This window comes from Epilithonimonas sp. KH_059, from assembly GCF_057838485.1.
In genome coordinates this window covers 1,445,335-1,472,030 of the sequence record NZ_CM174468.1, presented here as the reverse complement: position 1 = coordinate 1,472,030, position 26,696 = coordinate 1,445,335, and the positions used below count along the sequence as shown (strand labels likewise).

Annotated in this window: 25 protein-coding genes; 11 read left to right on the top strand and 14 right to left on the bottom strand. The window is 41.2% G+C overall.

Translation table 11 applies throughout. The features are described from left to right. Positions 1-117: 117 nt before the first annotated feature. Both ftsH and rsfS read right to left on the bottom strand, forming a co-directional pair. On the bottom strand, positions 118-2,142 hold the full coding sequence (gene ftsH, locus AC3IRX_RS06925) for an ATP-dependent zinc metalloprotease FtsH (protein WP_489209184.1): 2,025 nt from the start codon (positions 2,140-2,142) through the stop codon (positions 118-120). Between the two features lie 43 nt (positions 2,143-2,185). Then, on the bottom strand, positions 2,186-2,548 hold the full coding sequence (gene rsfS, locus AC3IRX_RS06920; RefSeq protein WP_459083098.1) for a ribosome silencing factor: 363 nt from the start codon (positions 2,546-2,548) through the stop codon (positions 2,186-2,188). Between the two features lie 87 nt (positions 2,549-2,635). Between rsfS and AC3IRX_RS06915 the strand changes: the two genes are divergently transcribed. Then, entirely contained in the window at positions 2,636-3,349 is a 714-nt protein-coding gene (locus tag AC3IRX_RS06915) for a biotin--[acetyl-CoA-carboxylase] ligase (protein WP_489209181.1), read from the top strand. Here AC3IRX_RS06915 and AC3IRX_RS06910 read toward each other — a convergent pair. The 4 genes from AC3IRX_RS06910 to AC3IRX_RS06895 are packed head-to-tail and all read right to left on the bottom strand — an operon-like array spanning position 3,343 to position 6,675. Then, entirely contained in the window at positions 3,343-4,437 is a 1,095-nt protein-coding gene (locus AC3IRX_RS06910; protein WP_489209179.1) for an LptF/LptG family permease, read from the bottom strand. The two genes, AC3IRX_RS06915 and AC3IRX_RS06910, sit on opposite strands and share 7 nt — an antisense overlap. A 7-nt stretch (positions 4,438-4,444) precedes the next feature. After that, entirely contained in the window at positions 4,445-5,581 is a 1,137-nt protein-coding gene (gene tgt / locus AC3IRX_RS06905) for a tRNA guanosine(34) transglycosylase Tgt (protein ID WP_489209177.1), read from the bottom strand. Positions 5,582-5,584: 3 nt separating this feature from the next. Continuing rightward, on the bottom strand, positions 5,585-5,962 hold the full coding sequence (locus tag AC3IRX_RS06900; protein WP_489209175.1) for a DUF4296 domain-containing protein: 378 nt from the start codon (positions 5,960-5,962) through the stop codon (positions 5,585-5,587). Continuing rightward, positions 5,959-6,675, bottom strand: a complete 717-nt coding sequence (locus AC3IRX_RS06895; RefSeq protein WP_489209174.1) for a polyprenol monophosphomannose synthase — start codon at positions 6,673-6,675, stop codon at positions 5,959-5,961. The genes AC3IRX_RS06900 and AC3IRX_RS06895 overlap by 4 nt, the downstream gene beginning before the upstream one ends. 83 nt (positions 6,676-6,758) lie before the next feature. Here AC3IRX_RS06895 and AC3IRX_RS06890 point away from each other — a divergent pair, with 83 nt between their 5' ends. From AC3IRX_RS06890 to AC3IRX_RS06865, 6 genes are all read left to right on the top strand, one after another. Next, positions 6,759-7,400: a DUF4271 domain-containing protein gene (locus tag AC3IRX_RS06890; protein WP_489209172.1), complete on the top strand. Its 642-nt coding sequence runs from the start codon at positions 6,759-6,761 to the stop codon at positions 7,398-7,400. A 13-nt stretch (positions 7,401-7,413) separates the two neighbouring features. Next, positions 7,414-8,151 (top strand): uroporphyrinogen-III synthase, encoded by a 738-nt coding sequence (locus AC3IRX_RS06885; protein ID WP_489211478.1) that lies wholly within the window; start codon positions 7,414-7,416, stop codon positions 8,149-8,151. An 83-nt stretch (positions 8,152-8,234) separates the two neighbouring features. Further along, positions 8,235-10,277, top strand: coding sequence for a S9 family peptidase (locus tag AC3IRX_RS06880; protein WP_489209171.1), 2,043 nt, complete (start codon positions 8,235-8,237; stop codon positions 10,275-10,277). Then, positions 10,274-10,648 carry a hypothetical protein gene (locus tag AC3IRX_RS06875; RefSeq protein ID WP_489209169.1) on the top strand — a complete coding sequence of 125 codons (375 nt, stop codon included), beginning with the start codon at positions 10,274-10,276 and terminating at the stop codon, positions 10,646-10,648. Before AC3IRX_RS06880 ends, AC3IRX_RS06875 begins: the two co-directional genes overlap by 4 nt. A gap of 119 nt (positions 10,649-10,767) precedes the next feature. Continuing rightward, the gene (locus AC3IRX_RS06870) at positions 10,768-12,315 is read left to right on the top strand and encodes a sensor histidine kinase (protein WP_489209167.1); all 1,548 of its coding nucleotides are present in this window, start codon (positions 10,768-10,770) and stop codon (positions 12,313-12,315) included. Between the two features lie 44 nt (positions 12,316-12,359). Then, positions 12,360-13,046, top strand: coding sequence for a response regulator transcription factor (locus tag AC3IRX_RS06865; protein WP_459111965.1), 687 nt, complete (start codon positions 12,360-12,362; stop codon positions 13,044-13,046). 95 nt (positions 13,047-13,141) lie between these two features. On the opposite strand, the gene rodA is transcribed toward AC3IRX_RS06865, so the two are convergent. Genes rodA through AC3IRX_RS06840 form a run of 5 tightly spaced genes read right to left on the bottom strand, consistent with a single transcriptional unit; the run spans position 13,142 to position 18,778 of the window. Continuing rightward, positions 13,142-14,371: a rod shape-determining protein RodA gene (gene rodA, locus AC3IRX_RS06860; RefSeq protein ID WP_489209164.1), complete on the bottom strand. Its 1,230-nt coding sequence runs from the start codon at positions 14,369-14,371 to the stop codon at positions 13,142-13,144. A gap of 3 nt (positions 14,372-14,374) precedes the next feature. Beyond that, the gene (locus AC3IRX_RS06855) at positions 14,375-16,381 is read right to left on the bottom strand and encodes a peptidoglycan D,D-transpeptidase FtsI family protein (protein WP_489209163.1); all 2,007 of its coding nucleotides are present in this window, start codon (positions 16,379-16,381) and stop codon (positions 14,375-14,377) included. After that, a complete protein-coding gene (mreD, locus tag AC3IRX_RS06850; protein WP_459083126.1) occupies positions 16,378-16,884 on the bottom strand; it encodes a rod shape-determining protein MreD in 507 nt (168 codons plus the stop codon). The genes AC3IRX_RS06855 and mreD overlap by 4 nt, the downstream gene beginning before the upstream one ends. Continuing rightward, a complete protein-coding gene (mreC, locus tag AC3IRX_RS06845) occupies positions 16,877-17,728 on the bottom strand; it encodes a rod shape-determining protein MreC (protein ID WP_489209162.1) in 852 nt (283 codons plus the stop codon). The genes mreD and mreC overlap by 8 nt, the downstream gene beginning before the upstream one ends. 24 nt (positions 17,729-17,752) lie before the next feature. Then, positions 17,753-18,778, bottom strand: a complete 1,026-nt coding sequence (locus AC3IRX_RS06840) for a rod shape-determining protein (RefSeq protein ID WP_459083130.1) — start codon at positions 18,776-18,778, stop codon at positions 17,753-17,755. A 201-nt stretch (positions 18,779-18,979) separates the two neighbouring features. On the opposite strand from AC3IRX_RS06840, the gene hemA reads away from it, so the two are divergent. The 4 genes from hemA to hemE are packed head-to-tail and all read left to right on the top strand — an operon-like array spanning position 18,980 to position 22,906. After that, positions 18,980-20,254: a glutamyl-tRNA reductase gene (gene hemA, locus AC3IRX_RS06835; protein WP_489209160.1), complete on the top strand. Its 1,275-nt coding sequence runs from the start codon at positions 18,980-18,982 to the stop codon at positions 20,252-20,254. After that, positions 20,241-21,161 carry a hydroxymethylbilane synthase gene (hemC, locus tag AC3IRX_RS06830; protein WP_489209158.1) on the top strand — a complete coding sequence of 307 codons (921 nt, stop codon included), beginning with the start codon at positions 20,241-20,243 and terminating at the stop codon, positions 21,159-21,161. Before hemA ends, hemC begins: the two co-directional genes overlap by 14 nt. A gap of 22 nt (positions 21,162-21,183) precedes the next feature. Beyond that, positions 21,184-21,870, top strand: a complete 687-nt coding sequence (locus tag AC3IRX_RS06825) for a uroporphyrinogen-III synthase (RefSeq protein ID WP_489209156.1) — start codon at positions 21,184-21,186, stop codon at positions 21,868-21,870. A gap of 7 nt (positions 21,871-21,877) precedes the next feature. Continuing rightward, positions 21,878-22,906, top strand: coding sequence for a uroporphyrinogen decarboxylase (hemE, locus tag AC3IRX_RS06820; RefSeq protein ID WP_489209154.1), 1,029 nt, complete (start codon positions 21,878-21,880; stop codon positions 22,904-22,906). A gap of 75 nt (positions 22,907-22,981) precedes the next feature. Here the strand turns inward: hemE and AC3IRX_RS06815 are convergent, their stop codons facing one another. The 3 genes from AC3IRX_RS06815 to mutL are packed head-to-tail and all read right to left on the bottom strand — an operon-like array spanning position 22,982 to position 26,493. Continuing rightward, a complete protein-coding gene (locus AC3IRX_RS06815; RefSeq protein ID WP_489209152.1) occupies positions 22,982-23,962 on the bottom strand; it encodes an endonuclease/exonuclease/phosphatase family protein in 981 nt (326 codons plus the stop codon). Continuing rightward, positions 23,953-24,699, bottom strand: coding sequence for a rhomboid family intramembrane serine protease (locus tag AC3IRX_RS06810; RefSeq protein ID WP_489209150.1), 747 nt, complete (start codon positions 24,697-24,699; stop codon positions 23,953-23,955). The genes AC3IRX_RS06815 and AC3IRX_RS06810 overlap by 10 nt, the downstream gene beginning before the upstream one ends. A 3-nt stretch (positions 24,700-24,702) precedes the next feature. Continuing rightward, the gene (gene mutL, locus AC3IRX_RS06805; RefSeq protein WP_489209148.1) at positions 24,703-26,493 is read right to left on the bottom strand and encodes a DNA mismatch repair endonuclease MutL; all 1,791 of its coding nucleotides are present in this window, start codon (positions 26,491-26,493) and stop codon (positions 24,703-24,705) included. Between the last annotated feature and the right edge of the window lie 203 nt (positions 26,494-26,696).

Here is a 26,696-nt window from a genome sequence, read left to right as displayed (position 1 = left end):
ATACAGTATGGATTTATCAATTATAGAATACAAAAATAGAAATTATATTTTATTGAATCGCATAAATAGCAAAATCCTGACCGAAAGTAAATTCTTAGGTCAGGATTTTGTATTTAATTAAGAGGGCAGCTCCGAGGAGGGAGCCTCTGGTTGCAGCGGCTCTGGTTCGCTAGGAGGGGTAGATACGGGCTCTACATCCTCTTTCTTATTTTCTTCTGCAACCTGCAGGGGTTGTTCCGTGAGTTCTGGATCCCAGGCTCTTTTGCCAAAAATCTCTTCTAAATCTTCGCGGAAAATAACCTCCTTCTCTAACAGCTTTCCAGCAAGTGCATCTAGCTTATCGCGGTTGTCAGTTAAGATCTGGAGTGCACGGGTGTACTGAAGTTCAATGATTTTAGAAATTTCTTCGTCAATGGTTTTTGCGGTGTGTTCTGAGTAAGGTTTCCCAAGGGAATATTCACTCTGTCCTGAACTATCGTAATAAGAGATGTTTCCTACTCTATCGTTAAGACCATATACCGTTACCATTGCTTGTGCTTGCTTGGTTACTCTTTCTAGGTCGGAGAGGGCTCCGGTAGAAATGTTTCCAAACACGGTTTGCTCTGCAGCTCTACCCCCCAGGGTTGCACAAATCTCGTCGTACATCTGCTCGGTTGTGGTAAGGGAACGTTCTTCAGGCAAGTACCATGCAGCTCCTAAGGATCTACCTCTTGGTACAATAGTCACTTTAAGAAGAGGCGCTGCGTGCTCTACGAGCCATGAAATGGCAGCATGTCCTGCTTCGTGGAAGGCCACTCGCTTCTTTTCGGAAGGTTTAATGGCTTTGTTTTTCTTTTCTAGTCCTCCAATAATTCGGTCTACTGCATCAAGGAAGTCTTGTTTGGTTACGGTATCGTGGTTGTTTCTCGCAGCAATTAGGGCCGCTTCGTTACAAACGTTTGCAATGTCTGCACCGCTAAACCCAGGGGTTTGTTTTGCTAAGAAATCACGATCTACGTTCGGGTCCAGTTTGATTTTCGCTAAATGGACATCAAAGATTTGTCTTCTTTCGTGAAGTTCGGGAAGGTCTACATAGATGGAACGGTCAAAACGTCCCGCTCTCATAAGCGCTTTGTCTAGAATGTCCGCACGGTTGGTTGCCGCCATCACGATTACGTTTGTGTCGGTTCCAAAACCATCCATCTCCGTAAGGAGTTGGTTCAGGGTGTTTTCCCTTTCGTCGTTTCCTCCTGTAATGTTTCCTTTTCCTCTCGCACGTCCAATCGCATCAATTTCATCAATGAAGATAATGGCGGGTGATTTTGCTTTGGCTTGCGCAAACAGGTCTCTCACTCTAGAGGCTCCTACTCCTACAAACATCTCGACAAAGTCAGAACCTGATAGGGAGAAAAAAGGAACTTTTGCTTCGCCAGCCACGGCTTTTGCAAGAAGGGTTTTCCCTGTTCCTGGAGGACCTACTAAAAGGACTCCTTTTGGGATTTTCCCACCTAATCTTGTGTATTTATCAGAGTTCTTTAAGAAGTCTACAACTTCTTGAACTTCTTCTTTTGCTCCCTCTAATCCGGCTACGTCTTTAAAGGTAACTTGCACTTTGTCTTTTTCGTCGAAAAGCTTGGCTTTCGATTTGCCAATGGAGAAGATCTGACCCCCAGGTCCTCCGCCTCCGCCTCCCATTCTTCTGAAGAGGAAGAAGTAGAACAAACCAAGTACGGCAACCCAAATTAGGATGGTTACAAATAAATCCGAAATCGGGTTTTTAGCGGTGGTGTAATCCATTGTGGTAGCAATGGCAGGGTTGGTCTTTTTAAGGTCTCGGTACGTTTCTAAAAGAATCGTTTTGTCCCCGTACGCAAATGTATAGTCGGGTCCTGTTTGAGGACTTAGCATTTCAAAAGGGCTCGGAGTCTGTTCTTTGCCGTTTTTTGCCAATTCTGCTTTGGCCTCTTTGGTTAAAAAGACATCGGCTTTGCTGATGTCCGTGTAGACTAAGACATCTTTTACCTTGCCTTGTTCTACGAGCTCATAAAATCGCTCTTCGTCTAGTTTCGATCCTTCGCTAGAGCTAAACATGGGCTGCAAAAAGAGAAACAGCACCACCGCTATGGCGATCGGAAAAAACCAGTTAAATCCTTTATTTTTCATTTTTAATGGTCTTCTATGTAGGAAACGAATTCCTTTTTAATAATTAATCTTCGATGCTTGTAATCTTTGCATCCCCCCATAGTTCTTCTATTTCATAGTATTCACGGGTTTGTCTTTGGAATACATGCACGACAACAGAGACATAGTCCATAAGCACCCACAGTGCATTGTCGGTTCCTTCCACGTGCCATGGACGTTCGCCTAGCTCGTTTCGAACTTTCTTTTCTACATTGCCAGAAATGGCGTTCACTTGGGTATTGGAATTCGCACTACAGAGAATGAAGGTTTCTGCGACAGAGTTTTCGATGCCCGTAAGGTCAAAGATTTTGATATCTTCCCCTTTGGTATCTTGAATCGCCTCGACGATTTTGTCTATAAGTTGTTGCTTTTGTGTATTTTTACTCATTCAAAAATTGGTCTAATTTGCAAATTTATTGTTTTTTGTTTACTTTCTGCGCTCCAAGGAGGGTTTTAATCTCATAAAGTTTCATAAATGTTTCCTCTCTACTACTTGACTTCCTGCCTTTCTACGAATGATGCCATCGTAAATTTCCTTTCGGAGCCTTCTCGCTCCCTCTGTGTTTATACCTTTAATCAAACTAAGGGGCGCGGTCAGTACGGCAATTCGTGGGAAACTCAAGAGAACCAAAACCTGGCGTTTTCTCTCGCACTTCCCGAGGAGATGCTCGCACTTAGTGAAAATTTGCTCAATTATCATACCGCGGAAACCTTTCGAGAGTTTCTTGCCAAATTGACCCAATCGGAAGCTTTAATCAAATGGCCGAACGACTTAATCCTCCACAAGAAAAAAGTAGGGGGAATGCTCATTGAAAAGCGGCGAATTGGTAAGAATTGGTATTATATACTGGGTGTGGGAATCAATGTTCGCCAAAGAGATTTTGCGGCCTTGCCGTCGGCAGGCTCCTTATGGACGCAATCTGGGCAAGAGTTCGACTTGCATGAGACCGCGCAATTGCTAAATGAGTACCTTTTTCAGAACTTACGAAAGTGGCCCAGTAACGAGGCCATTCTTGAGTCGTACAATGCTCATTTGTTCAAAAAAGAGGAGGTTAGTGTTTTTGAAATTCAAGGCTTGCGCCAAAATGGCATAATCAAAGAGGCAGACCTCGAGGGAGGGCTCCTAGTGGATTTAGAAAAGGACGGAAGGAAGCGGTTTTACCACAAAGAAATCAAAATGCTTTATTGATTTGCTCTTCTAAAATAGAGGATAAGGGCCATCGGGCCAAAGAGTAGGTTCGGAAGCCACATGGCAACCACGGGAGGAAGCACATTGTTTTGAGAAACGACCTTCAACGCTTCAAAGGAGAACACAAAAGCAAATGCCAAGGAGATTCCAATAGCTAGATTGACACCAAGGCCTCCTCTTTTCTTCTGCGAGGAGAGTGAAAGAGCAAGAATCGTCAGAATGATAATAGAAACGGGCATGGAAGTTCTTAGGTAGAGTTCGTTTAGAAAGTAATTTAAATTTTTGTTTCCTTTGTTTTTCTCCTGCTCAATTAGTTTTAAAAGTTTGGGCGTGGTTTTGGTTTGCCCTAAGTATTCGTCCGGAAACAATTCTTCCGGAGGATAGCCGAAATTCAGGTCTTTCAAATCCCCGTTCGCTATTTTTTCGGTCTGGTTTGCACCGCTTTTCCTCTGCAGATAACTCGTAATCGTGAATTTGTTCTTTTTGGCATCCCAATAGATCTCATTCGCTGAAATTTCTTCAATCAATTTGCGGTTTTTATCAAATTTTTGATACAAAAAGCTAGACCCTCGTTTTTCTTTCCGGTTGTAATTGTGAATAAAGATAAAGGTGGTCGGGGAGAGCTGAGTAGCGATTTCCACGTTGCCAAGGATTTTCTCTTTAGAAGTGTCCCCCATGGTATACACTTCCAATTTGTTTTTTTGAATGTTTGCCCAAGGCAAAACAAAATGGTTTGTCGCTAAGGAAAAAATGGCAATCACCCCTGAGGCAATAAAGTAAGGACGAGCAAACCGGTGGAAACTTGCACCACTGCTTATGATCGCTACGATTTCGGTGTTGTTGGCCAGTCGAGAGGTAAAGTAAATTACGGAGATGAACACGAGAATGGACATGAACGTAATGACCAAATAGATCATCCAAAATGGATAGAAATTAAGTAGAAAGTATCCTACGGTAAATCCATTTCCTTCGATTCTTGGAGATTTAGATTGCACATCGATTACCACTACAATTAAGGAGAGTAGTAAAAGCATGAACCCTAACGTCCCTAAGTACTTTTTGATGATATATTTGTCTAGTATGGTCATAAATAAACTAGAGTCTTTGTTTTAAATTAGGAAGTACGGAATCTTTCCACGAATAAAAGTCTCCTTTCACAATGTGTTCTCTTGCCACACGAACGAGATCAAGGTAGAATGCGAGGTTGTGAATCGAAGCAATCTGTTTGCCTAAGTATTCTTTCGAAACAAAGAGATGTCTTACGTAGGCTTTAGAGTATTCCTTATCGACAAAGCTAGTTCCAAAAGCATCAAGGGGTGAAAAATCGTCCTTCCATTTTTGGTTTTTCATGTTCATCACACCGTTCCACGTAAAGAGCATAGCGTTTCGAGCATTCCGAGTCGGCATGACGCAGTCCATCATGTCAATTCCTAGGCCGATGGCCTCAAGAATGTTCCATGGTGTGCCTACACCCATTAGGTAGCGGGGTTTCTCTATAGGAAGGATGTCCGTCACTTCGTTTGTAATGCGGTACATTTCCTCCTCAGGTTCCCCAACGGAGAGTCCTCCGATGGCATTTCCTTCGGCTCCCTGCTCTGAAATAAATTCGGCTGAAGCTTTTCTTAGGTCTGAGTAGGTAGATCCCTGAACAATTGGGAAAAGTCTTTGTTTGTGGTCGTAAATTTCTTTGTTTTGATCCACCCATTGGATGCATCGCTTTAACCAGCGGTGGGTCATTTCCATCGATTCCTTCGCTTGGTTATACTCGCAAGGATACGGAGTACACTCATCAAAGGCCATAAAGATATCTCCTCCAATTTGTCGCTGGATTTCCATTGATTTTTCAGGGGATATGAAATGAAGGCTTCCGTCAATATGCGATTTAAATTGCACCCCTTCTTCCGTCATTTTTCTACTTTTGGACAAAGAAAAAACTTGATAGCCTCCGGAATCGGTAAGAATGGGACCTTGCCAATTCATAAACTGATGCAGACCTCCTGCTTTTTGCATGATGTCCATCGTAGGACGAAGGTATAAATGGTAGGTATTGCCCAGGATGATCTGCGCTTTAATGTCGTCTTTAAGTTCTCTTTGGTGCACCGTCTTCACGGAGGCCACTGTGCCTACAGGCATGAATATAGGCGTTTGGATTTCGCCATGGTCTGTGGAAAGAAGGCCCGCTCGAGCTTTGCTTTCTGATTTTTTCTCAATTTGAAAAAAAGGTTTTCCCATAATTTATCTTGCAAAAATAGGCACTGAGCCTACTTCTTTTAATTTTTTCTCAATATAGCTTTTCGCTTTGGGGTCTTTTTCCGCCACGATTTGCTGCGCTTGCACTAGGATTTTTTCAAGTACCCTAGGGGAAGCAATATAATAATTATAACTTTCTTGAAATTCTGTGGCCGTTACTTTTTGAGAAGCCAGCACATAGCGTGAGGTGGTTTCTAAATCCCCACCTTTGCTTTGGTAATTTACTTGTTCGCTGACCGCAAACTCGGCAATAATTGTGGCCATCTGATCCGGTTCAATCAGATTCTTTGGCTTATCGACGGCGCCCGATTTTTGACAAGAAACGGCAAACAGCAGTATGAAAAGGAGTCCTAGTTTTTTCATAACCTTCCTAAAATTGATTTCCAACGCAAATTAAGAATTCCGAAAATAGCCTCTCCAATAATCCCTCCGTTCATTTTGCTTTCCCCGAGAAGTCGATTGGTGAATATAATAGGGACTTCTTTAATTTTAAGTCCTTTTTTAAAAACACGGTATTTCATTTCCACTTGAAAACCGTAGCCTTTTAATTTAATACGGTCTAAATCAATTGCACGAAGTGTGCTTTCTTTAAAGCATACAAACCCAGCCGTTGTATCGTGCACAGGAATACCCAGAACGATTTGAACGTACTTGGAGGCGAAATAAGAAAGAAGAACTCGTCCCATCGGCCAATTCACTACGTTTACCCCTTGAGAATACCGACTGCCCACACTCATGTCCGCATTTTTACATCCTTCCCATAGGGGAATGAGGTCGTTTGGATTGTGCGAAAAATCAGCATCCATTTCAAAGATATAGGAATACTTCCTTTCTAGAGCCCATCTAAATCCGTGGATGTAGGCTTTTCCAAGTCCGTCTTTTACCTTTCGAACGGTTAAATGGAGCGTAAGAGGAAATTCCTTTTGCAAGGATTCCACAATTTGAGCGGTTCCATCGGGAGAGGAATCGTCTACCACTAAAACGTCAAACTTCTCTTCCAAAGCAAAGACGGCGCGAACGATGGATTCGATGTTTTCCTTCTCATTGTAAGTCGGAATAATGACTAGTTTTTCCATATTAATTTGCAAAGATAATGTATTTTTCAAATGCGTTTTTTCGGATTTAAAAATAGTCTTACTTTTGCAAAAACAATGTGGGCTTGGTAAGAATTATAGAAAACAGGGACTGGGTAGTCGGGGTTCTTTTAGCCTCTGTGCTTGTGATGATTGTCGTGTTGCAGTATTTGCAACGCGAACGCGGTCTCAAAGGGTTTTTTACCGCGGCGTACAGTGATTCTGGAAATATATTTCCCACCTGGATTCTAATCTCCGTTGTGTACGTCCTCTTGTTATCCACATTGTTTACTTCTTACGTTCCCATGGTGCCCCTCGAAATCGAGCGGCTCTCTCTTTTTGGGTTTTCTTTGAATCGATTTGGCTATACACTTCTTGTTTTTAGTTTGTTTTATTTCTCGCGGTTTTTTCTCACCTTCTTTTTTTACAGTAGCGTAGGTCAGGATCGCAAATGGGGTCGCTTGTACTTTGTAACTTCCAAATTTTATATGGCGCTTTGTTTTGTGCTGATTGGAGCGGTGGTCTTGAACTATTACTTTCCAGTAGAGCGATTGGAGTTTCTCCAAGTGACACTTTTGGTGGCGGTTGGACTGTTTTTATTTAAAATTTTGTTCTACGCCTTCAACCCTAACTACATTCTTCCAAAAGAGTGGTATTATAAAATTTTGTATATTTGCACGCTGCAATTTATACCCATACTTGCCCTATGGAAGTTGCTTTTTTTATAAACGAAAATCAATGATGAAAGTAAAGTCTATATTGGTGTCGCAACCAGAACCAAACGAATCTTCTCCTTATTTGGAAATCGCCAAAAAAGAGAAAATTAAAATCGACTTCAAACCCTTTATTTTGGTGGAAGGTGTGGATGCAAAAGAGCTCCGGACACAAAAAATTGATTTGAGTCAGTATACAGGGATTGTATTTACGAGCAAGAATGCAATTGATCATTATTTTAGATTGGCAGAAGAAATGCGTTTTTCCGTACCGGATACCATGCGCTACATCTGTCAAAGTGAAGCGGTAGCCAATTACTTGCAAAAGCACATTGTCTATAGAAAACGAAAAATCAGTTTTGGGGAAAAACTCTTTTCGGATCTAGCTCCACTGTTCAAAAAATACCCAAATGAGAAATATCTCCTTCCGTCCTCTGATGTTTTGAACGCAGACGTTCCTAGCACCCTAGACAAGGCAGGAGTGGATTGGACTAGAGCAATTATGTACCGTACCGTGTATGCGGATCTATCGGAGACTCCCGTAAACGACTACGATATGCTTGTCTTTTTCTCCCCACAAGGAATTCGTTCTTTGTTTGAAAACTATAAAGATTTTAAGCAAAATAACACGCACATTGCCGTGTTTGGAACTACGACGCAACTGGCGGCTGAAGAATTAGGCCTCGTGGTCAACTTAATGGCGCCTTCTAAGGAAACCCCGTCCATGACCATGGCCATCGAAAAATACATTCGTAGCGGAAAGTAGAGTCCTTAAAACCCAAAAATAAAATAAGCCGTCTTTTCCCTTTGGATAAGATGGTTTTTTGTTACTTTTAGACCATAAATAAGATGATGGCACCTAGGGCCCAAAGAATAGAGAAAAATTTGAAGAAGCATGGCGATTTACGAATCGATGCCTATTATTGGATGAACGATCGGGATTCTAAAGAGGTAAAGGCCTATTTAGAACAGGAGAATGCCTATTGTGAAAAGGTGATGTCCTCAACGGAAGACTTACAAAATGAGCTTTACGAGGAGATGAAGAGTCGCTACAAAAAGGACGATGAATCGGTGCCTTATTTTTTCAATGGATACTGGTACATCGTTCATTACTTTGAGGGAAAGGAGCATCCCGTTTTTGTTCGCAGAAAAGGATCTCTTGAGTCGGAGAGTGAAACGATCGTAGATGTGAACTCTCTTGCTCTTGGATATGAGTTCTTTGAGATAGGAAGCGTCGCAGTAAGTCCTGACAACGAGCTAGTAAGCTATGCTTGGGATACAGCCGGAGACCGTAGTTATTCCATTTCTATTAAGAACTTACGTACGGGGGAAGTCCTTAAGGAGGAGTTTTTGAGCACCACCGGAAAACTCGTGTGGGCCGAGGACAATACCCATGTTTTTTATGTGAAACTGGACGAGCAGCTTCGTGCAAGTCGAGTGTATCGACATCAGTTAGGTACAGATCCCTCTGAGGATGTACTGGTATTCCTGGAAGAGGATGAAGCCTTTGATGTGCATGTGCAAAAATCCAAATCGCAAGAATATATTTTATTAGGGATTTCAAGTACCCTTTCGGATGAGTGTTGGTTTTTAAGATCCGATGAGCCTCTTGGCCATTGGAACTTAATTCAGCCGCGTGAAGACGGTTTAGAGTACTGCGTTGAACCTTATAAGCAGGAGTGGATTATTTTAACCAATGAAGGAGGGGCTACCAACTTTAAGTTAATGAAAACAAGTGTTTTAACTCCCACGAAAGAACATTGGCAAGAGTTACTTCCCTACGATTCTGATGCGCTTTTAGAAGGGTTTGAAGTGTTTGAAAACTACCTCGTGGTGGAAGAACGGCGCAGAGGGCTTCTTTTCATACGAATTGTGGATAGAAGAACGGGCGAGTCTCATTATCTTCCTTTTCAAGATCCTACCTACAGTGCTTATATAGGTCTTAATTTAGATTTTGAGACCGACCAACTTCAGTACGGGTACAGTTCTCTTACCCATCCGAACCGAGTCTGCAATTACGATATGGCTCTTCGAGAGAGCACAGTGCTGAAGGAGCAGCAAATCATGGATCCTACGTTTAAGATTGAAAACTATACGTCTAGTCGACTTTGGGTAAAGGCACGAGATGGAAAAGAAATTCCAGTTTCGTTGGTGCACCATAAGAATACAGAGATTTCTCCCAAAACTCCCTTACTTTTGTATGCCTATGGCAGTTATGGGAGTACGGTCGATGCGCACTTTTCAAGTGTAAGACTTTCCCTATTAGACCGAGGATTTGTCTATGCCATTGCCCATGTACGTGGAGGAGAATATCTAGGTAGGGAATGGTATTTAGACGGAATGATGCTCAACAAGAAGAACACCTTCTACGATTTCATTGACGTAAGCAAGGAATTGATTGCACGTGAAATGACCTCTTCAAGTCATTTGTACGCGATGGGCGGCAGCGCGGGAGGTCTTTTGATGGGAGTCGTGATGAATTTAGAACCGACGCTTTATCATGGAATTGTTGCTCAAGTGCCGTTTGTCGATGTTGTGACTACGATGCTAGACTCTTCTATTCCACTGACCACAGGGGAATATGACGAGTGGGGGAATCCAAACGATAAGGAGTATTATGAGTATATGAAATCTTATTCCCCTTACGACAATGTGACGGATCTTCCTTATCCAAACCTTTTGGTGACCACGGGATTTAATGATTCTCAAGTGCAATACTGGGAACCCGCGAAATGGGTTGCGAAGCTAAGAGAACACACTCAATCTGAGAATCTAATTTTGCTAAAAACAGACATGGATTCTGGACATGGAGGTGCTGCAGGACGCTTTGAGTCCTTAAAAGAAGAAGCTTTAGAATTTGCTTTTTTATTAAAATTAGAACAAACCACATGAAAGAAAACGAATTATGGAGCGAAGTAGAACGCTTCTTTGAAACCAATTTTGATACAGAACCGCATGTAGCCATTGAAACGGTCCTGTTTTTAATAGGAGTCCAGGAACTAGGCAGCGGCAAACAAAAATACACCAAGGAGGACAAACTAAATTTGATTCACATTGCCGTGTGTCGACTGCTTCAGCCTTATGGATTTTACGAGTTCTCGCACTATGATGATGAGGGCTATCCCCATTTTAATGTAAAAGAAGAAATGCCTGAGCTTAAGCCAAATGAACAAACAATTTTGATGAAAAAGGCAGTCGTTCAGTATTTTATAGATGAAAATCTCTTTTCTCAGGAAGTTCTTGAGGCTATTTCCAAGTCATAATTGAAACAATTGTGTTAAAAGCCAATGTTTTAAGAGTGTTTGCTTAATTTACTGGCCTATTTTTTGTATTTATATTGTTAAATGGTTTAATTTTAACAATTGAAACTTAAAAAGAGCTCATGAATCAACGGTTTATTCCTATCATCTCCATCTTGATGTCAATTTCTGTGGTGGTTTTTGTGACGCTTCAAATTAAATGGCTGAAAGAATACTACGGTGCGTTAGATCAGGATTTTTCGAACAAAGTTGAAGCCTCCCTTGTGAGTTCTGTCAGAGAGCTTAATGATTTGGAGGTAGATAAATATTTGAACGAGACGAATAAAAATTTCGGGAATACAGTGGTTGCGAATAGCAAGCAGCCCAGCTCTACCATTATACAACAAACAGAAGATTCTGCAACAAGGAGAACCATCACGTATCAACAAAGTATTATTGAGCGGGAAAATTTACCGATTGCCAATACAGGCGATAGTTTAAACCGTATCAAGATGTGGACTGACGAGGTTCTCGTCAAGCAAACCAAAGATTCCTCGCATGCCGAGCCTTTAACTGCGGCGCTGAATAGTTCCATTAATTCAGGAGAATACAATCTAAAAGAATTTTATCGCATTGTTGGGAATAACCGTCCTATCGAAAAAAGGGTAGAACCCAGGGCGATCGATTCGCTCGTTCGAAAGTCTTTAAAAAACCACGGAATCGGAACCGATTTTGGCTATGGAATTTTTGATAAAAACGGAAACGTGACGAGCATAGCCAATGTAAACTATGAAACGCAAACGCAAAATGCAAAGTACGAAGAAGTGCTTTTCCGCGATGCGGATGACCAACCTTTATATACACTTTCCCTTGTGTTTCCTAGGCAGAACTTTTCGCTAGTGAAAAACAATCTTCCTATGCTTTTAGGTACCTTTTTGTCCCTTCTGACCATCTTAGGAATCTATATAACCTCCATCAATTATATGATGCAGCAAAAGAAGATTGCGGACATTAAAACGGATTTCATTAACAATATGTCGCATGAGTTTAAAACTCCACTTGCGACGATTTCTGTGGCCACAGACTCTCTAGCAAATGATAAAATTGCAAGTGTTCCCGAGAAAGTAAAATACTATTCGCAGCTTATAAAGCAGGAGAATTTGCGCATGAAAAAGCAGGTGGAAAACGTGCTAAATATGTCTAAATTAGAACGTAACGAAGTTCAATTGTTCCTTAAGGAAACCAACGTAAGAAGTCTAATCCAAAAGATCACTCAATCGTTTGAACTCATTGTGCATGAAAGAGGAGGAGAGCTGATTCAGGAATTTGAAGCCACCGAATATACTTTTAAAATTGATGAGTTTCACCTTTCGAACATGCTCGTGAATTTACTTGACAATGCAAATAAATATTCTCCCGAGGCCCCTAAAATTAAAGTTCGGACCCGAAACGAAGGCTCCTTTTATGTCATAGAAATCCAAGACAAAGGAATGGGCATGGAAACAGTGAATAGAGTAAAAATCTTTGAAAAGTTCTTCCGCGAAGAAACGGGAAACATTCATAATGTCAAAGGGCAGGGACTAGGGCTTTCGTATGTAAAGAAAATTGTAGAGCTTCACAAAGGAAGTATTCACGTGGAATCCACGATCGGAAAAGGATCTAGCTTTACGGTAAAGCTGCCCATGGTTTAATAGAAAATCAATTTATAATCAAACAATCACAAAATAGTAAGAATATGAGCAATAGAATTTTATTAGTAGAAGACGACCAAAGTTTTGGTGCCGTACTAAAGGATTACCTGACGATTAATAACTTCGAAGTTACGCTCGCTACGGACGGAGAGCAGGGGTTAAAAGAGTTCACGGAGAATGAATTTGACATTTGCATATTTGATGTCATGATGCCAAAGAAAGATGGATTTAGTTTAGCGGAAGACGTCAAGAAAATTGATAAGTCTACGCCCATTATTTTTCTGACCGCAAGAAATTTAAGAGAAGATATTTTAAAAGGATACCAAATCGGCGCAGACGATTACATTACAAAGCCTTTCGATACCGAACTGCTTCTTTACAAGATTAAAGCGATCTTACAACGTTCTTCTACCATTGAGAATGAAGAACAGGAGCAGTTTAAAATTAGCAATACGTACTTCGACTCAATGCTAAGACAATTGAAAGTAGGAGATTTAGAATATAAGTTGTCCCCTAAGGAAAATGACTTATTGAAGCTTTTGTGTATTCATAGAAATGACTTTATGCCGAGAGACTTGGCGCTTCGAAAAATCTGGAAAAAGGAAAACTATTTCACAGCCCGAAGTATGGACGTCTACATTGCAAAACTGAGAAAGTTACTGCGCGATGATGAAGGCTTAGAAATCATTAACGTACACGGAGAAGGGTTCCGTTTGCTTGTGAAAAATTAAATTTTGAATAAATTTGTAATTCATCCTGTCTTCCAAAGAAGACAGGATATTTTTTGCTTTATTTTAAATGAGTTTAAATCTAGATTAATAGGTTACTATACCAAACTATTCTTATCCGCGTAATTCAATTTAAAAAAGATAGCCGTCATAATGGAAAAGGCGAGTAGTGAACTGCCTCCATAACTAAAGTAAGGAAGCGGAATCCCCACAGTCGGAAAGAGTCCCATCACCATACCGATGTTGATTGCGTAGTGAATTAATAGGATGGAAGCAAAGCTATATCCAAAGATTCGGTTAAAGTGGTTTTTTTGTCTCTCTGAGAGGTAGTAGATCCTAGCAATGTAGATGGCGTATGCGATGAGCAAAAGTGCACTTCCAAAGAATCCCCATTCTTCTCCAACCGTACAAAAAATATAATCGGTTTCTTGTTCCGGTACAAATTTGCCTTGCGTGACTGACCCTTGCTTGTAGCCTTTCCCCCAAAATCCGCCCGACCCAATGGCTGTTTTTGAATAGAGTAAGTTGTACCCTGAAGTATCGCGAAACGCTCTTTCCCCTTTGTAGAGTACTTCAATTCTTTCCCGTTGGTGCTTCGGTAGTTTTTCTAAAACGGTAGGTGTGGCGAAGGCCAAACCGCAAAGAACCGCAAGAGAGCCGCCAATGTTTGCAAAGGTGTAAATGTTCCACCGAATTTTACCGTAGTAGCGCATGATTAAAATGGCTGTTAATAGGAATAGACCTAAAACCACATAGAGAGGATTAACCGCGATAGAAACTAAAAAGACGGCCGCTAGAATACCAACAACACCAAAGAGCCAACCGCTTAGCCCTTCTCGATAGAGCGCGATGAAAAAGGCGCCAAAGACGAGAAGTGAACCGACGTCTGGTATTGCGAGTACAACAAGGGCTGGTATTGCCACAATCGCAATGGCGGTTCGAAGGCTTTTGCCGTACTTGATATTGAAATTGGGTCCAGAAACGTAATGAGCAAGCATAAGGGCGGTGCCTATCTTTGAAAATTCGACAGGCTGCATGGTAAAGCTTCCGAATCGATACCAGTTTTTCTGTCCAAGAATCTCGGTTCCAAAAGGGAAAAGTCCTACGAGCAGAACAAGTCCAAGCAGGTAGAAAACACTTGACATATTTTCGAAGAACTTGGTTCGGGTAATGAAAATCAAGATTCCCACAAAAAGGGAAATGCAAAAGAAAAAGAACTGCTTTTTACCTAATGCGGGATCCACGCTGTAGATATTCGCAATGGCAAAGGAGCTGATTAAAAGATACAGCGTAATTCCGAGTTTGTCTAATCCTTGAGTCCACTTCATAACCTACTTTTTAGAAGTTTTGCGTTCGTTGAATCGGGTGAGTAGGGAATCTCGACGGTAGAGTAGTCTCTCACGATGCGCTTTGTTTTTGATAAAACGAAGACTGTCCTGAATCTGGACAATTTGCAGAGAGTCTTTGCTCGGTTCTTTGTAGAGACCTTTGCGCTTTTGCTCTTCAACCCATTGTCTTCGGTATTCCCCCATAAAGCTCGCGTTGATCATGCGGTCGTAGAGGTATTCTCTTTTAATGGTACCTGTCAAATATTTTTCTGCAATGATCGTACTGGCAGGACCTGCCCACGTGGAGCCAAAGCCCGCATGTTCTATAAGAGCAATCACCACAATTTGCGGCTTTTCTTTGGGAGCAATTAACACGTATACGGAATTGTCTTTCCCTTGTGGTACTTGGGCCGTTCCCGTTTTTGCGAGCTGAGTAAATTCATTTGTCTTTAGTCCTCGTCCGGTACCGGCTAAAACCACTTGTTCCATTCCTTTTAAAATCGGATCGTAATGTTTGGGATCCACTAGGGTCTTATGTTTTACCTTAAATCGGGGATCCGGATTTGGTTTGCCGTCAATGGACTTGACGATATGGGGCGTGTAATAGAATCCCTTGTTCGCAATCGCTGCAATTCCGTTGGCCAATTGAAGGGGAGTAAGCATGACATCGCCCTGTCCCATTCCATTAAAGACGGCTCCTGTGGAAAGAGGACTCCAAACTTTCGTTTTTGCTCGTTTTTCGTAAAATTCACCGCTAGGAATTTGTCCCTTGGCTCCTGTGGCTAAATCGTTGTTAAGGTATTGTCCAAAACCAAAACTTTCCATTATTTTCTTCCATTCGTTTACGCCTTTTGAAGGGTTGCCAGGGTATTTGTTGATAATGGCGAGATAAGCATAAGAAAAATAGCAGTTGCTGGAGACCTGAATGGAGGGGATTAAGGGATCGGCTCCCCCGTGACCTCGAATTCGAAGACCTTTGTAATTGAATCCTCCCCCGCATGGAAAAATTGTATTTTCATCCATTACTCCCATTTGCATAGCAGCGAGCGCGGTAAACATTTTGAAAGTAGAGCCGGGCATGTGGGCAGACTGGGTGGAGCGGTCAAACATGGGCTTGTTAAACGTGTCGTTTAGTAGCGCATTAATCTGTTTGGATTTGCCAGGTCCAGTGAAAGAATTCGGGTTGATATCCGGACCCGTTGCAAGGGCTAAAATCTCTCCAGTGTTTGGATCTAAGGCCACAATGGCCCCTCTTTTATTGACCAGCATTTCTTCTGCAATTCGTTGCAAGTCGTAATCGATGGTGAGAGTTAAGTCTTTTCCGGTCACGACATCGACATCTAGATCTCCGTCTTTGTAGGGACCGATGTTTCGAAGTCGAATGTCTTTTTGAATGTAGTGGATCCCTTTGGTTCCTCTGAGTTCCTTTTCATACGATTTTTCAACCCCTGATTTTCCGATATTGTCTCCGGGCAAATAATAAAGAGAGTCTTTCTTAATGTCATTGTCATTAACCTCGTTGGTGTACCCTAACAAGTTTCCGGAAGTACCCACTTCATACTGTCTCTGAGGCCTTTCTATAATGCTAAAGGCAGGGTATTTAAAAATGATTTCTTGAATTCTAGCAATTTCGTCCCGACTAATGTTTTTCTTAAAGGTGATAGGAGTCATTCGAGAATAGTAGCGCTCTTTTTTGACTGAATCTAGAATTGAAATAAATCGAGGCTTACTGATTTTCATTAGCTGGCAGAACCCAAGGGTATCAAAATCAGGTTTTAAAAGAGCTTGAGTAAAGGAGATTTCGTAAGAAGGTTGATTGCCCACGAGTATTTTCCCATTGCGATCAAAAATAACCCCCCTTTGAGGAATAATGTATTCCTTTTTAATCGAAGTATTGGCCGCATTTAGGGCGTAACGATCGGTGAAAAGTTGTAAGTACGCGAGCCTCGCTATAAAGGCAATAACGAGAAAAAGGAGAAAAAGAGAAATTTTTAAATACTGGGACCTCACACTTTTTGTTTGATTCTAAAAGCCAAAGCGTATATCAATATAAAGACAAACGAAATGCAGCTACTTGCTAAAATGTTTAATAAAATTTCTATCGTTCGAGAGAATTTAAAGAATTCAATAGTTTGAACGGTAAATTGATGAACAAAGATACTTGAAAAAATAAAGAAGAGGAATTGACTCCATTGCAAGGTTTGAAAGGAGAAGAAATCTGTTGAGGTATCTGTTGAGGTTCGAAAGATGATTGTCCTAAAATAGGCGATCAGCGTGGTGGCAAAGGCATTAATTCCCCAAGTGCCTAAAAAGGCGTCAATGCAAAGACCTAGGATAAAACTTGAAACCAGAAAAAGGTACTTGTTTCGAAAGAAAGGATAAAACATGACAAAGACCGGATATAGGACAGGGGTATATTTTCCGGCCAGCGTAATTCGGTTTAGCACGAAGATTTGAAGTGCGACGAGCACCACAATGGAAAGAATGTCGGTGAAAATACTTCTACTAATCATCTCTTGACATTTGTACTTTTAGTGTGTCCTGAATTTTTGCAACTTCTACTTTCTTTAAATTTTCAACGACATAGATCTTATTTAGATTCCCCATGGTTTCGCTGAGTTCCACGGCGATGTCCCAAAACCCTGTCTTGCGATCTACTTGGTAACCGGCCACGGTGCCAATCATAACCCCTTGAGGGAAGATCGCGGATTTTCCGTCGGTTACTACGGTATCTCCCACGAGCAAAGGAACGTATTTCGGGACGTCTTGCAAATGCATGATTCTAGAATCTTCACCTCTCCAGGTAAGGGTTCCGAAATACTGTGAGTTTTTCAGTGCCGCATTAATTTTGATCTTGTTTGTGCTTAAAACAGATTGAACCAAAGCGTAGTGATCTGTCGTATTCACGACGATCCCTGCAATCCCTTTGGGAGCAATGACTCCCATTTTAGGTTTAACCCCATGAAGTTTGCCTCGGTTGATCGTGAAATAGTTATCCTGTCGATTGATGCTATTGTATACGATATCCCCGTCCACAATGGTGTATGCTTGGGCAATTCCAGTCGTATCTCGGATCGTTTTGAGAATCGCAGGGTCGGCGTTTTGGTTCCCATAAAGCTCTTGGAGTAGGGACTTGTTCTGCGCGACAAGGCGATCGTTAATTTGCTTTAGTTTCAAATAGGAAGTCCCTTCGTCGACAAATCCAGAGACCGTCGAATTGAATGCTGTGGTTTGACCGGCAATCCAGCTTTGTTGCATAGAATTGCGGGTAAACACTAGGACAAGTGCGATTACTTGCAAGACCAGAAAAAAGAAGAACAGTGCATTCTTCGAAATTAATCTTAACAAAAATCCCATCCCCAAAAAGTCAAATTAGTATGATTAGCGAATCAAAAAGTTGAATTTATCCATGTTTTTCAGTGCAATCCCAGTTCCTCTTACTACGGCTCTTAAAGGATCTTCTGCTACGAAAACAGGCAGGCCTGTTTTGCGGTGCAAACGGTCTGCAAGGCCTCTTAAGAGAGCACCTCCTCCTGCAAGATAAATACCTGTTTTGTAAATATCGGCTGCAAGTTCTGGTGGCGTTAAGGAAAGCGTTTCCATCACGGCATCTTCAATACGAACAATAGATTTGTCAAGCGCTCTTGCAATTTCTTTGTACCCGACCATGATTTCTTTTGGTTTCCCTGTAATAAGGTCACGCCCTTGAACTGGAATATCATCGATGTCTACATCAAGTTCTTCCACGGCAGATCCTACCTCGATTTTAACACGTTCAGCCGTTCTTTCTCCAATGTAAAGATTATGGTGTGTTCTAAGATAGTAAGCAATGTCACTAGTAAAGACATCTCCTGCGATTTTTACGGATTTATCACAAACAATCCCTCCTAAGGCGACTACTGCGATTTCCGTCGTTCCACCGCCTATGTCGATAATCATGTTTCCTTCCGGCTTTTGAACATCAATTCCTACACCGATGGCGGCAGCCATGGGTTCGTAAATCAAACGAACTTCTTTTGCATTTACTTTTTGCGCAGAATCTCGTACGGCTCTTTTCTCTACCTCTGTAATCCCTGAAGGAATACAAATTACAATTTTAAGCGCAGGTTGTATAAGCTTGCCTTTGATGGCAGGAATTTTTTTAATGAATTCTTTTATCATATGCTCAGAGGCATGGAAGTCTGCAATAACCCCGTCCTTTAGTGGACGAATCGTGCGGATGTCCTCGTGCGTTTTCCCCTGCATGTGTTTGGCCTGTTCCCCTACGGCAATTGGCTTCCCGGATTGACGCTCGATAGCGACAATCGAAGGTTGGTCCACAACAATTTTGTTGTTATGGATAATCAGTGTGTTAGCTGTTCCTAAATCGATTGCGATTTCTTGTGTGAACATATCAAATAAACCCATCTTCTTCGATAAAAATATTAAGGTTACAAAGATATAAATTTAGACCCATTATAAGAATCGATACAATCAATATTTGGTTAAAGTTTTATTAAAGTTTACTCAGGGCAAAGAGTCCTAGCAATATCCACGAATCGGAATTTCGGAGTGACTTTCGTCATGGGTTTATTAATTAAAAAAGCCCTAAATTTGCCTTTGTTTACTATGCCACAAAATAATAACATACATCAGACCTCTAATTTTGCGGTGTTAAGTGTCAGTTTTGAAAAAGCCGATGCGAAAACCAGGGGTAAATTTGCTTTTTTTGACCAGCATGTCAAAGAATTTGTTGACCGAATTCATTCGGAAAACCTTGGCGATGCTTTCGTGGTATCTACCTGCAACCGAACCGAAATCTATACCACCACTCCTAACTACCTTTTAATTGCGGAGCAATATTGCAAATCAGTCGACGTAGAATTGACGGATTTTATGAAATATGCAGAAGTTCTAAAAGAGAAGCATGCGCTCAACCACCTCTTTCGTGTAGCGGCGGGTCTAGAAAGTCAGATTCTGGGAGACTTTGAGATTATTGGTCAAATCAAAAACGCATACAACCGATTCAAAAAAGAGAAATCGAAATCAAATCCGTATCTTGAACGAGCGATTAATTCGGCGATTCAGATTTCGAAGCGAATAAAAAACGAAACCGGAATTTCCAATGGTGCCGCAAGTGTATCCTACGCAGCGGTCCATTATATTTTGAATTCCCAAACCCAGCTCTCTGGAAAAAACATCCTTTTGCTAGGGGTTGGAGAGATTGGACAGAATACCGTAGAGAATTTGGTAAAGCACATTTACCAACCTAAAGTAAAGATTGCCAACCGTACCAACGAGATTGCAGAGAAAATAGCGCAAAAATACCAGATTCCTTATGTGGAATTTGAGGATTTTTCCAAAGAGCTTCTTGAAACAGACATTTTAATTGTCGCCACGAGCGCAAAAACGCCGATTATTAAGAAGTCTCATTTTTCTGGAAACAAACCTATGCTCGTGATCGATCTTTCGATTCCAAACAATGTGGATTCGGAAGTCAAAGAAATTAAGGGAGTAGAACTTGTGGATGTGGATATTCTTTCAAACCATATACAAGAAACCATGGAGCAGCGAAAGAAAGAAATTCCAAAGGCTGAAGAAATTATTAAAGGAATGACGAGTGATTTCATTGATTGGGAGAAGAAGCGGACGCTTGCTCCCACCATTCATGACTTTAAAGCCATGTTGAAAAACATGGAACGCCATGAGATGCACAGCATCCATAAAAAGCATCGGTACATTGCCGTAGACGATATGGAGCTCACAGATAAGATGATTCAAAAGATCACGAATCGTTTTGCAAAGTACATCATAGACAACCCGTCTCGGGCGAGCGAAGTAAGTGATCTTATGCACGAAATGTTTGTGGAACAACCAAATAAAGAATTCAATGAAAAGCATTAAAATTGGCACACGTAAATCTCCACTGGCTCTTTGGCAAGCGAGAGAAGTGGCGAGGCATTTGCAGAATCGGAATTTTAAAACAGACATTACTCCGATTCTCTCGAAGGGCGATAAGCAATTAACTCAACCTCTGTATCAAATGGGCATTACAGGCGTGTTTACACGCGATCTTGATACCGCCCTTTTGAATAAAGAAATTGATATTGCGGTGCACTCTTTAAAAGATGTACCCACTTTACTTCCAGAGGGACTAGAGCTTGTAGCTTTCTTAAAGAGAGATTATCATCAAGATGTTTTGGTGAGGAGTCAAAATGCAAAAAGCAAACGGTTGGAAGAGTTGACCCTTGCCACGAGCAGTCTTAGAAGACGAGCCTTTTGGTTGGCAGAATTCTCCGACACGAGCTTTGTTGATATTCGCGGAAATGTTCAGACACGACTGGATAAAATTGAAGGCGGTCTGGCGGATGCCACGCTTTTCTCAAAAGCCGGTCTCGCAAGGCTGGATCTAAAAGTAGAATTTGAAGAGCTGCCTTTCATGCTAAGCGCACCCTCACAAGGTGTAGTCGTAGTCACTGCTCGCAAGGAGGATTTAGAAATAAAAGAAATTCTACAGGGAATAAACGATCCCGACACCCAAATTTGCGTTGAAATAGAAAGAGCCTTTCTTCAAACTTTAGAAGGTGGGTGTACAGCACCGATTGGTGCGTACGCAGAGATCATTGAAGAAGACGTTCGTTTTCAAGGGAGAATATGCACCCTTAACGGACGCAATTGCATCGATATCGAAGAGACCTTGTCCAAGGAAAACCCAAGAGAGCAGGGGGTTAAGCTGGCGCAAACCTTCCTTAATGCGGGTGCAAAAGAAATTATGGAAGAAGTGAAACCAAGATTGGGTGGAACTTTATAAATAGGGATAAGGAGTTTTTAGAATGAACATACTTTTTACAAAAAAAAATCTAGATCGAAAACTGATCGCCAAGTCTCTTGGGGATCAGTTTTCCTATGATTTTGTAGAAGTAATTAAAACGACGCCTCTTAAAGTCGAACCCTTTGACTTGAAAGATTACTCCCTAATATTTACGAGTGTGAACGGCGTAGATTCCTTTTTTGAAAATGGTTTTAAACCCAATGAAGTGTTCACAAATCGTTGGTACAATCGTATTTACACCGTAGGTCCTAAGACGAAAAATGCACTTCGCAAATATGGATTTGGTACCTACAAAGTAAAGCGCCATGCGCAAGAACTTCGAGAGTTTCTAGTCGAGAACGCTCAAGGGGAAAAGTTTTTGCATTTTTGCGGAACCTTATCCCTAACGATTTTAGATTCCTCATTACCCCTACAAAATTTTAGCTACCGACAAATTCCGGTGTACCAAACCGAACTCCTACATCCAAAAGTAGAAAAGGAGTACCAAGTGCTAGTCTTTTTTTCACCCAGTGGGGTGCGAAGTTTTGTGGAGCACAATAGTCTTGAAAACAAGAAATTGTTTTCAATCGGTCTCACCACCGAAAAAGAATTAAGAAAATATACTCAAAACAAGATAAATACAAGTATGGAAAGCAATTTCGAAGACCTGATGAAGGTTTTAGTTCGAGAACTTTCGCATACGAAATAAGCCCATTATGATTAAAAATGATTTGTTCCTTAAGGCCCTAAGGGGTGAACAGGTGGAGAGACCGCCGGTTTGGATGATGAGACAGGCAGGACGCTATTTGCCTGAGTTCATTGCGCTACGGGAGAAATACGATTTCTTTACACGCTGTCAACGTCCAGAGCTTGCCTCTGAAATTACGGTTCAACCGATTCGTAGGTTTCCACTTGATGCTGCGATTTTGTTTTCCGATATTTTGGTTGTGCCTCAAGCGATGGGGATTAATTTTGAAATGAAAGAATCAGTGGGTCCTTGGTTAGAGAACCCGATTCGCACGATGGCACAAGTAGAAGCGGTTCAAGTACCCGATGTGGATGAAAGCTTAGGGTATGTCTTTGATGCGATCGAGATGACCTTAGAGAAATTAGACAATGAAGTTCCACTGATTGGATTTGCGGGATCGCCTTGGACTATTTTATGCTACTGTGTGGAAGGAAAAGGTTCCAAAGCCTTTGATATTGCAAAATCTTTTTGTTTTCAACACCCTGAGGCAGCTCACCTATTGTTAGAGAAAATTACGCAAACAACGATTAAGTATCTCAAGAGAAAAGTAGAGAAAGGAGTTTCTGCGGTTCAAATTTTTGATTCTTGGGGAGGGATGTTGTCGCCGACTGATTATCAGGAGTTTTCATGGAAATACATCAACCGTATTGTAGAGGCACTTAGTGAGGTGACCCAGGTGATTGTTTTTGGAAAAGGATGTTGGTTCGCCCTAGAAGAAATGGCGCTTTCAAAAGCTTCTGCCCTAGGTGTCGATTGGACGCTAACTCCTGAGCACGCTAGAGCTTTGGTGGGCCCAAATATGACGCTCCAAGGGAACTTTGATCCTGCTAGACTTCACTCCTCACCTGAGATGATCCGAAAAATGGTTCATGAAATGATTGATCGCTTCGGAACACAGAGGTATATCGCGAATCTAGGTCATGGTATTCTGCCAAATATTCCAGTGGAAAATGCAGAAGCTTTCATACGTGCAGTAGTAGAGTACGAAAAGAAATAGAATCCTTTTCTTGAAGATAAAAAAGCGGCCTCTTGTTTAAAGAAGCCGCTTTTTATATGGAGTTTCTGAATCTGATTACTTAATGTCAAATGTAGCAATGACCGGAAAGTGATCCGAGATGTGAACACTTCGATCCACCTTATAACTTCTTGCTTTTACAGAGTTCGAGTGAAATAGATAATCGATTCGAATTGGAAATTTATAATCGTGAAAACTGGTGGCACTTCCATGTCCTACTTCTAAGAAGGGATCGAGCAGGCCTTCGACCAAATGATAGTATTCCCATGAATTTGGAACGGAGTTGAAATCTCCTCCTATAATGACAGGGTAGGGAGACTCATCAATCGCTCGACGAATTTGCTGTACTTGGCTTTGGTGCGCTTTAAAGGTAGGGACGAGGCGGAAAATGAGTTTTTTTGCCTTCGCTTGATCTACAGCTGCATCCCCCGAGGGTTTTACCATCGATTTTTGAAGTTGAAAGGGTTGAAGATAAACATTAACAATACGTACGATTTTCCCCTCTATATCAAGGTCAGCGTAAAAAGCGTGAGAATTTGATCCGTCTGTAATTAAGGTTTCCTGATTTACAATTTTGTACTTAGAAAATAGTTGAGTACCTCCTTGAGTGATTAGGTTTTCTGAATCGAATTTCGTGTGATCTTCCTGCACGATGACAATGTCTGCATTTTGACTATTCAGATAGTCTTTGACGCTTGTTTTGGGGTTGTCCGTGGCTTCTATTCCATTTTTAGTGTTAAAGGTGATAATCTTGATTTCTCCTTCAGCAGAAACCGACGGGTTGTAATTTACAATACGCTGAGCCGGTTTTAGAAAGAATAGCGAAAGAAGAATAAAAACAACCGCCCTTTTTTTCCAGAGTACGATCCAAAAGAGCGTGAGCACTACATGGAAAATCAAAAGAATAGGGAAGGACAGAGATAACAAGTTTAAATAGCCTAACGTTTTAGGAGCTATATAGTCATTTAATAGCGTACCTAGCATCAAAACGACAATGCAGAAATGGACAAAGGTGAGGGCCGCTCGAATTAATGCCATCTTTGAATGTGGTTTTTTCTAAAGTACAAGGCAAGCAAGAATCCGACGATTGCACCTCCAATGTGAGCAAAATGGGCAACTCCTCCCATGGATCCACTAAATCCTAAATAGAGTGAAACGACTAAGATAATGGGGAATAAATATTTTGCTTTTATAGGAAAAGGGATAAACAAGAAGACCAATTTCGCATCCGGAAACATGGTCGAAAATGCAGCGACTACGCCAAAAATAGCACCGGATGCACCAAGCATTTTCCCATTCAGCATTTGGCCTAGAAGCAGGGCGTCAGGATTGTTAAACACACTCATATCTCCACGATACCCTTGGGCGCTTTTTCGAAACACCTCAGCTACGTCGACTCCCTGTGTTTGCAATTGGGTTACTACTGTGTTTACTTCATAAAAATTCCATACGTTGAAGAGAATAAAAGCACCTAGTCCACTTACGAAGTAAAGGATTAGGAATTTTTTCTCTCCCAAGACTTGTTCTAATACGGGACCAAAGCTCCAAAGAGTGAACATGTTAAAGAGAATGTGGGTAAGGCCAATTCCTTCTCCCATGGGTGCGTGCATGAACATGTGGGTTACGATTTGCCACGAATGGAAATTAGGAGAAAAAGGATAGTAGGCCGAGAGTAAGTCGTAAAGTTTTCCGCCGAAAAGTAAATTACTAAGGAGATAAACAACGATATTGATTATAATGATGCTTCTTGTAAGGGGCGGGATGTTTTTAAACATGCTTTAAAATTTAGTTTTTAACTCATCAAGAGGGAGCTCAATGTAACATTTTTTACCTCCTGGAGTATAGGTTGGGAATCCAATCGCAATGTATTCCTTGATTAGTGCTTCTGCTTCGTATTTATATAGGAAATCAAAACGAGATTTGGAATGGATCTTATCCCATTGGTATTGGTACTGAGAGAGGAACTCTTCCTCACTTTTGTATTCCAATTTTTCAAATAAGTTTTCTAGAAATTTGATGACCATACTTTCTTTTAAACCCTCTGGCACAGCATCAATTCGAAGCGTGTTTTCATGGGCAAGGGTCATCTCAAATCCTAAGGAAGGCAAATGCTTTTTAAAGGATTTGTATTTGAGTTTCTCAATCTCATTCATCAAATATTCTAAGGAAAATAACAGCGGTTGACTGACCGAGCTTCTTTTTTTGCCTTGGTTTTTGTGAGCAATAAGAATTCGATGCATTCTTCCAAGGTCTAGCATCAAGGTTTTGTCTCCTTGATTGAAAAGCCAGTACCCATTAGGAAGTCGCATTAAGTCTTCATCAAATTCTTCGTCCTCGAATAAGTTGATTTTTGAAGGTTTTGCCTCCAGAGGTGTGTCGTACATTTCTTGCAGATTGACGATCTCGCCGGAAGTAGCAGCATCTGTTGTACGGAATGGATTGAAATCGCGAGGTACCGAAATGTGACCTGGCTTTTCGTTCATAGCACTAGCAGACGATCCATTAGAGCCTCCCTTATTTTGGAAATCAAGAAATGTATCTAGGTTGGGGTCTCGGTCAAAATCTAGGCTAGGGGCAATGTTGTAAATGCCAAGAGCTTTTTTGATTGTGGAACGAATTAAAGCAAAGATGAGGTTTTCATCTTCAAATTTGACCTCTGTTTTTTGAGGGTGAATGTTAATGTCAATCTTCTCAGGATCAATTTCCAGGAAGAGAAAAAAGGAGGGAAGGTAACCAGGCATTAATAACCCTTCAAAAGCATCTTGTACTGCCCGATTAAGATAAGGGCTCTTGAAAAACCGATGGTTAACAAAAAGAAACTGTTCTCCTCTTACCTTTTTTGCACCTTCAGGTTTCGAAACGAACCCACTAAGCTTGATCCAATCTAAATCTTCTTTGATGGGAATCAAAACGGGCTGTAATTTTCGACCAAAAATCTCAATGATCCGTTGAAGCATGGTGCCCTTACGCAATCTGAAAATAATTTCGTCGTTGTGATACAGTTCGAATTCTATGTCTTGATGGGCAAGTGCAACCCGTTGAAATTCGTCAATAATATGACGAAGTTCAATGTTGTTATTTTTTAAGAATTTGCGTCTTGCCGGAATGTTGAAGAATAAATTCTTAACCGCAAAACTAGATCCTTCGTGCGTTTGGATGGGTTCTTGAAATTTAAATCCGCCCCCTTCAATATATAGGTTGGTGCCTGTTTCTGCCTGTCTTTGCTTTGTTTTTAGCTCCACTTGAGCCACCGCTGCAATTGAAGCTAATGCTTCTCCACGAAACCCCTTCGAACTGATTTTAAAAAGATCTTCAGAACTCTTTATTTTCGAAGTTGCATGGCGTTCAAAAGCGAGTCTAGCATCGGAATCCGACATGCCGAGTCCGTCGTCAACCACTTGTACTAAATTCTTCCCTGCTTCTCGTACAATAAGCTCAACTTTAGTGGCTTGTGCGTCGATTGCGTTTTCCAAAAGTTCTTTTACAATGGATGCAGGACGTTGCACGACTTCACCCGCCGCAATTTGGTTGGCGACGTGATCGGGTAAAAGTTGTATGATATCAGACATGCACGAATTTATTAAGGCAAAAATACGGATTTGATTCGGTAATAAAAATATGTAAACGAGTGAACAGCGAAAATAAGGCCATACCTAGATTTGAATTTACAGGGCTCTTTAAAACCTTTAGAAAAAAGTGCAAAGCGTGGCTATTGCTTCAGTGATTATTTCTGTTTTCTTCAAAAATCACTTGTCTTCCTAATACACCAAAA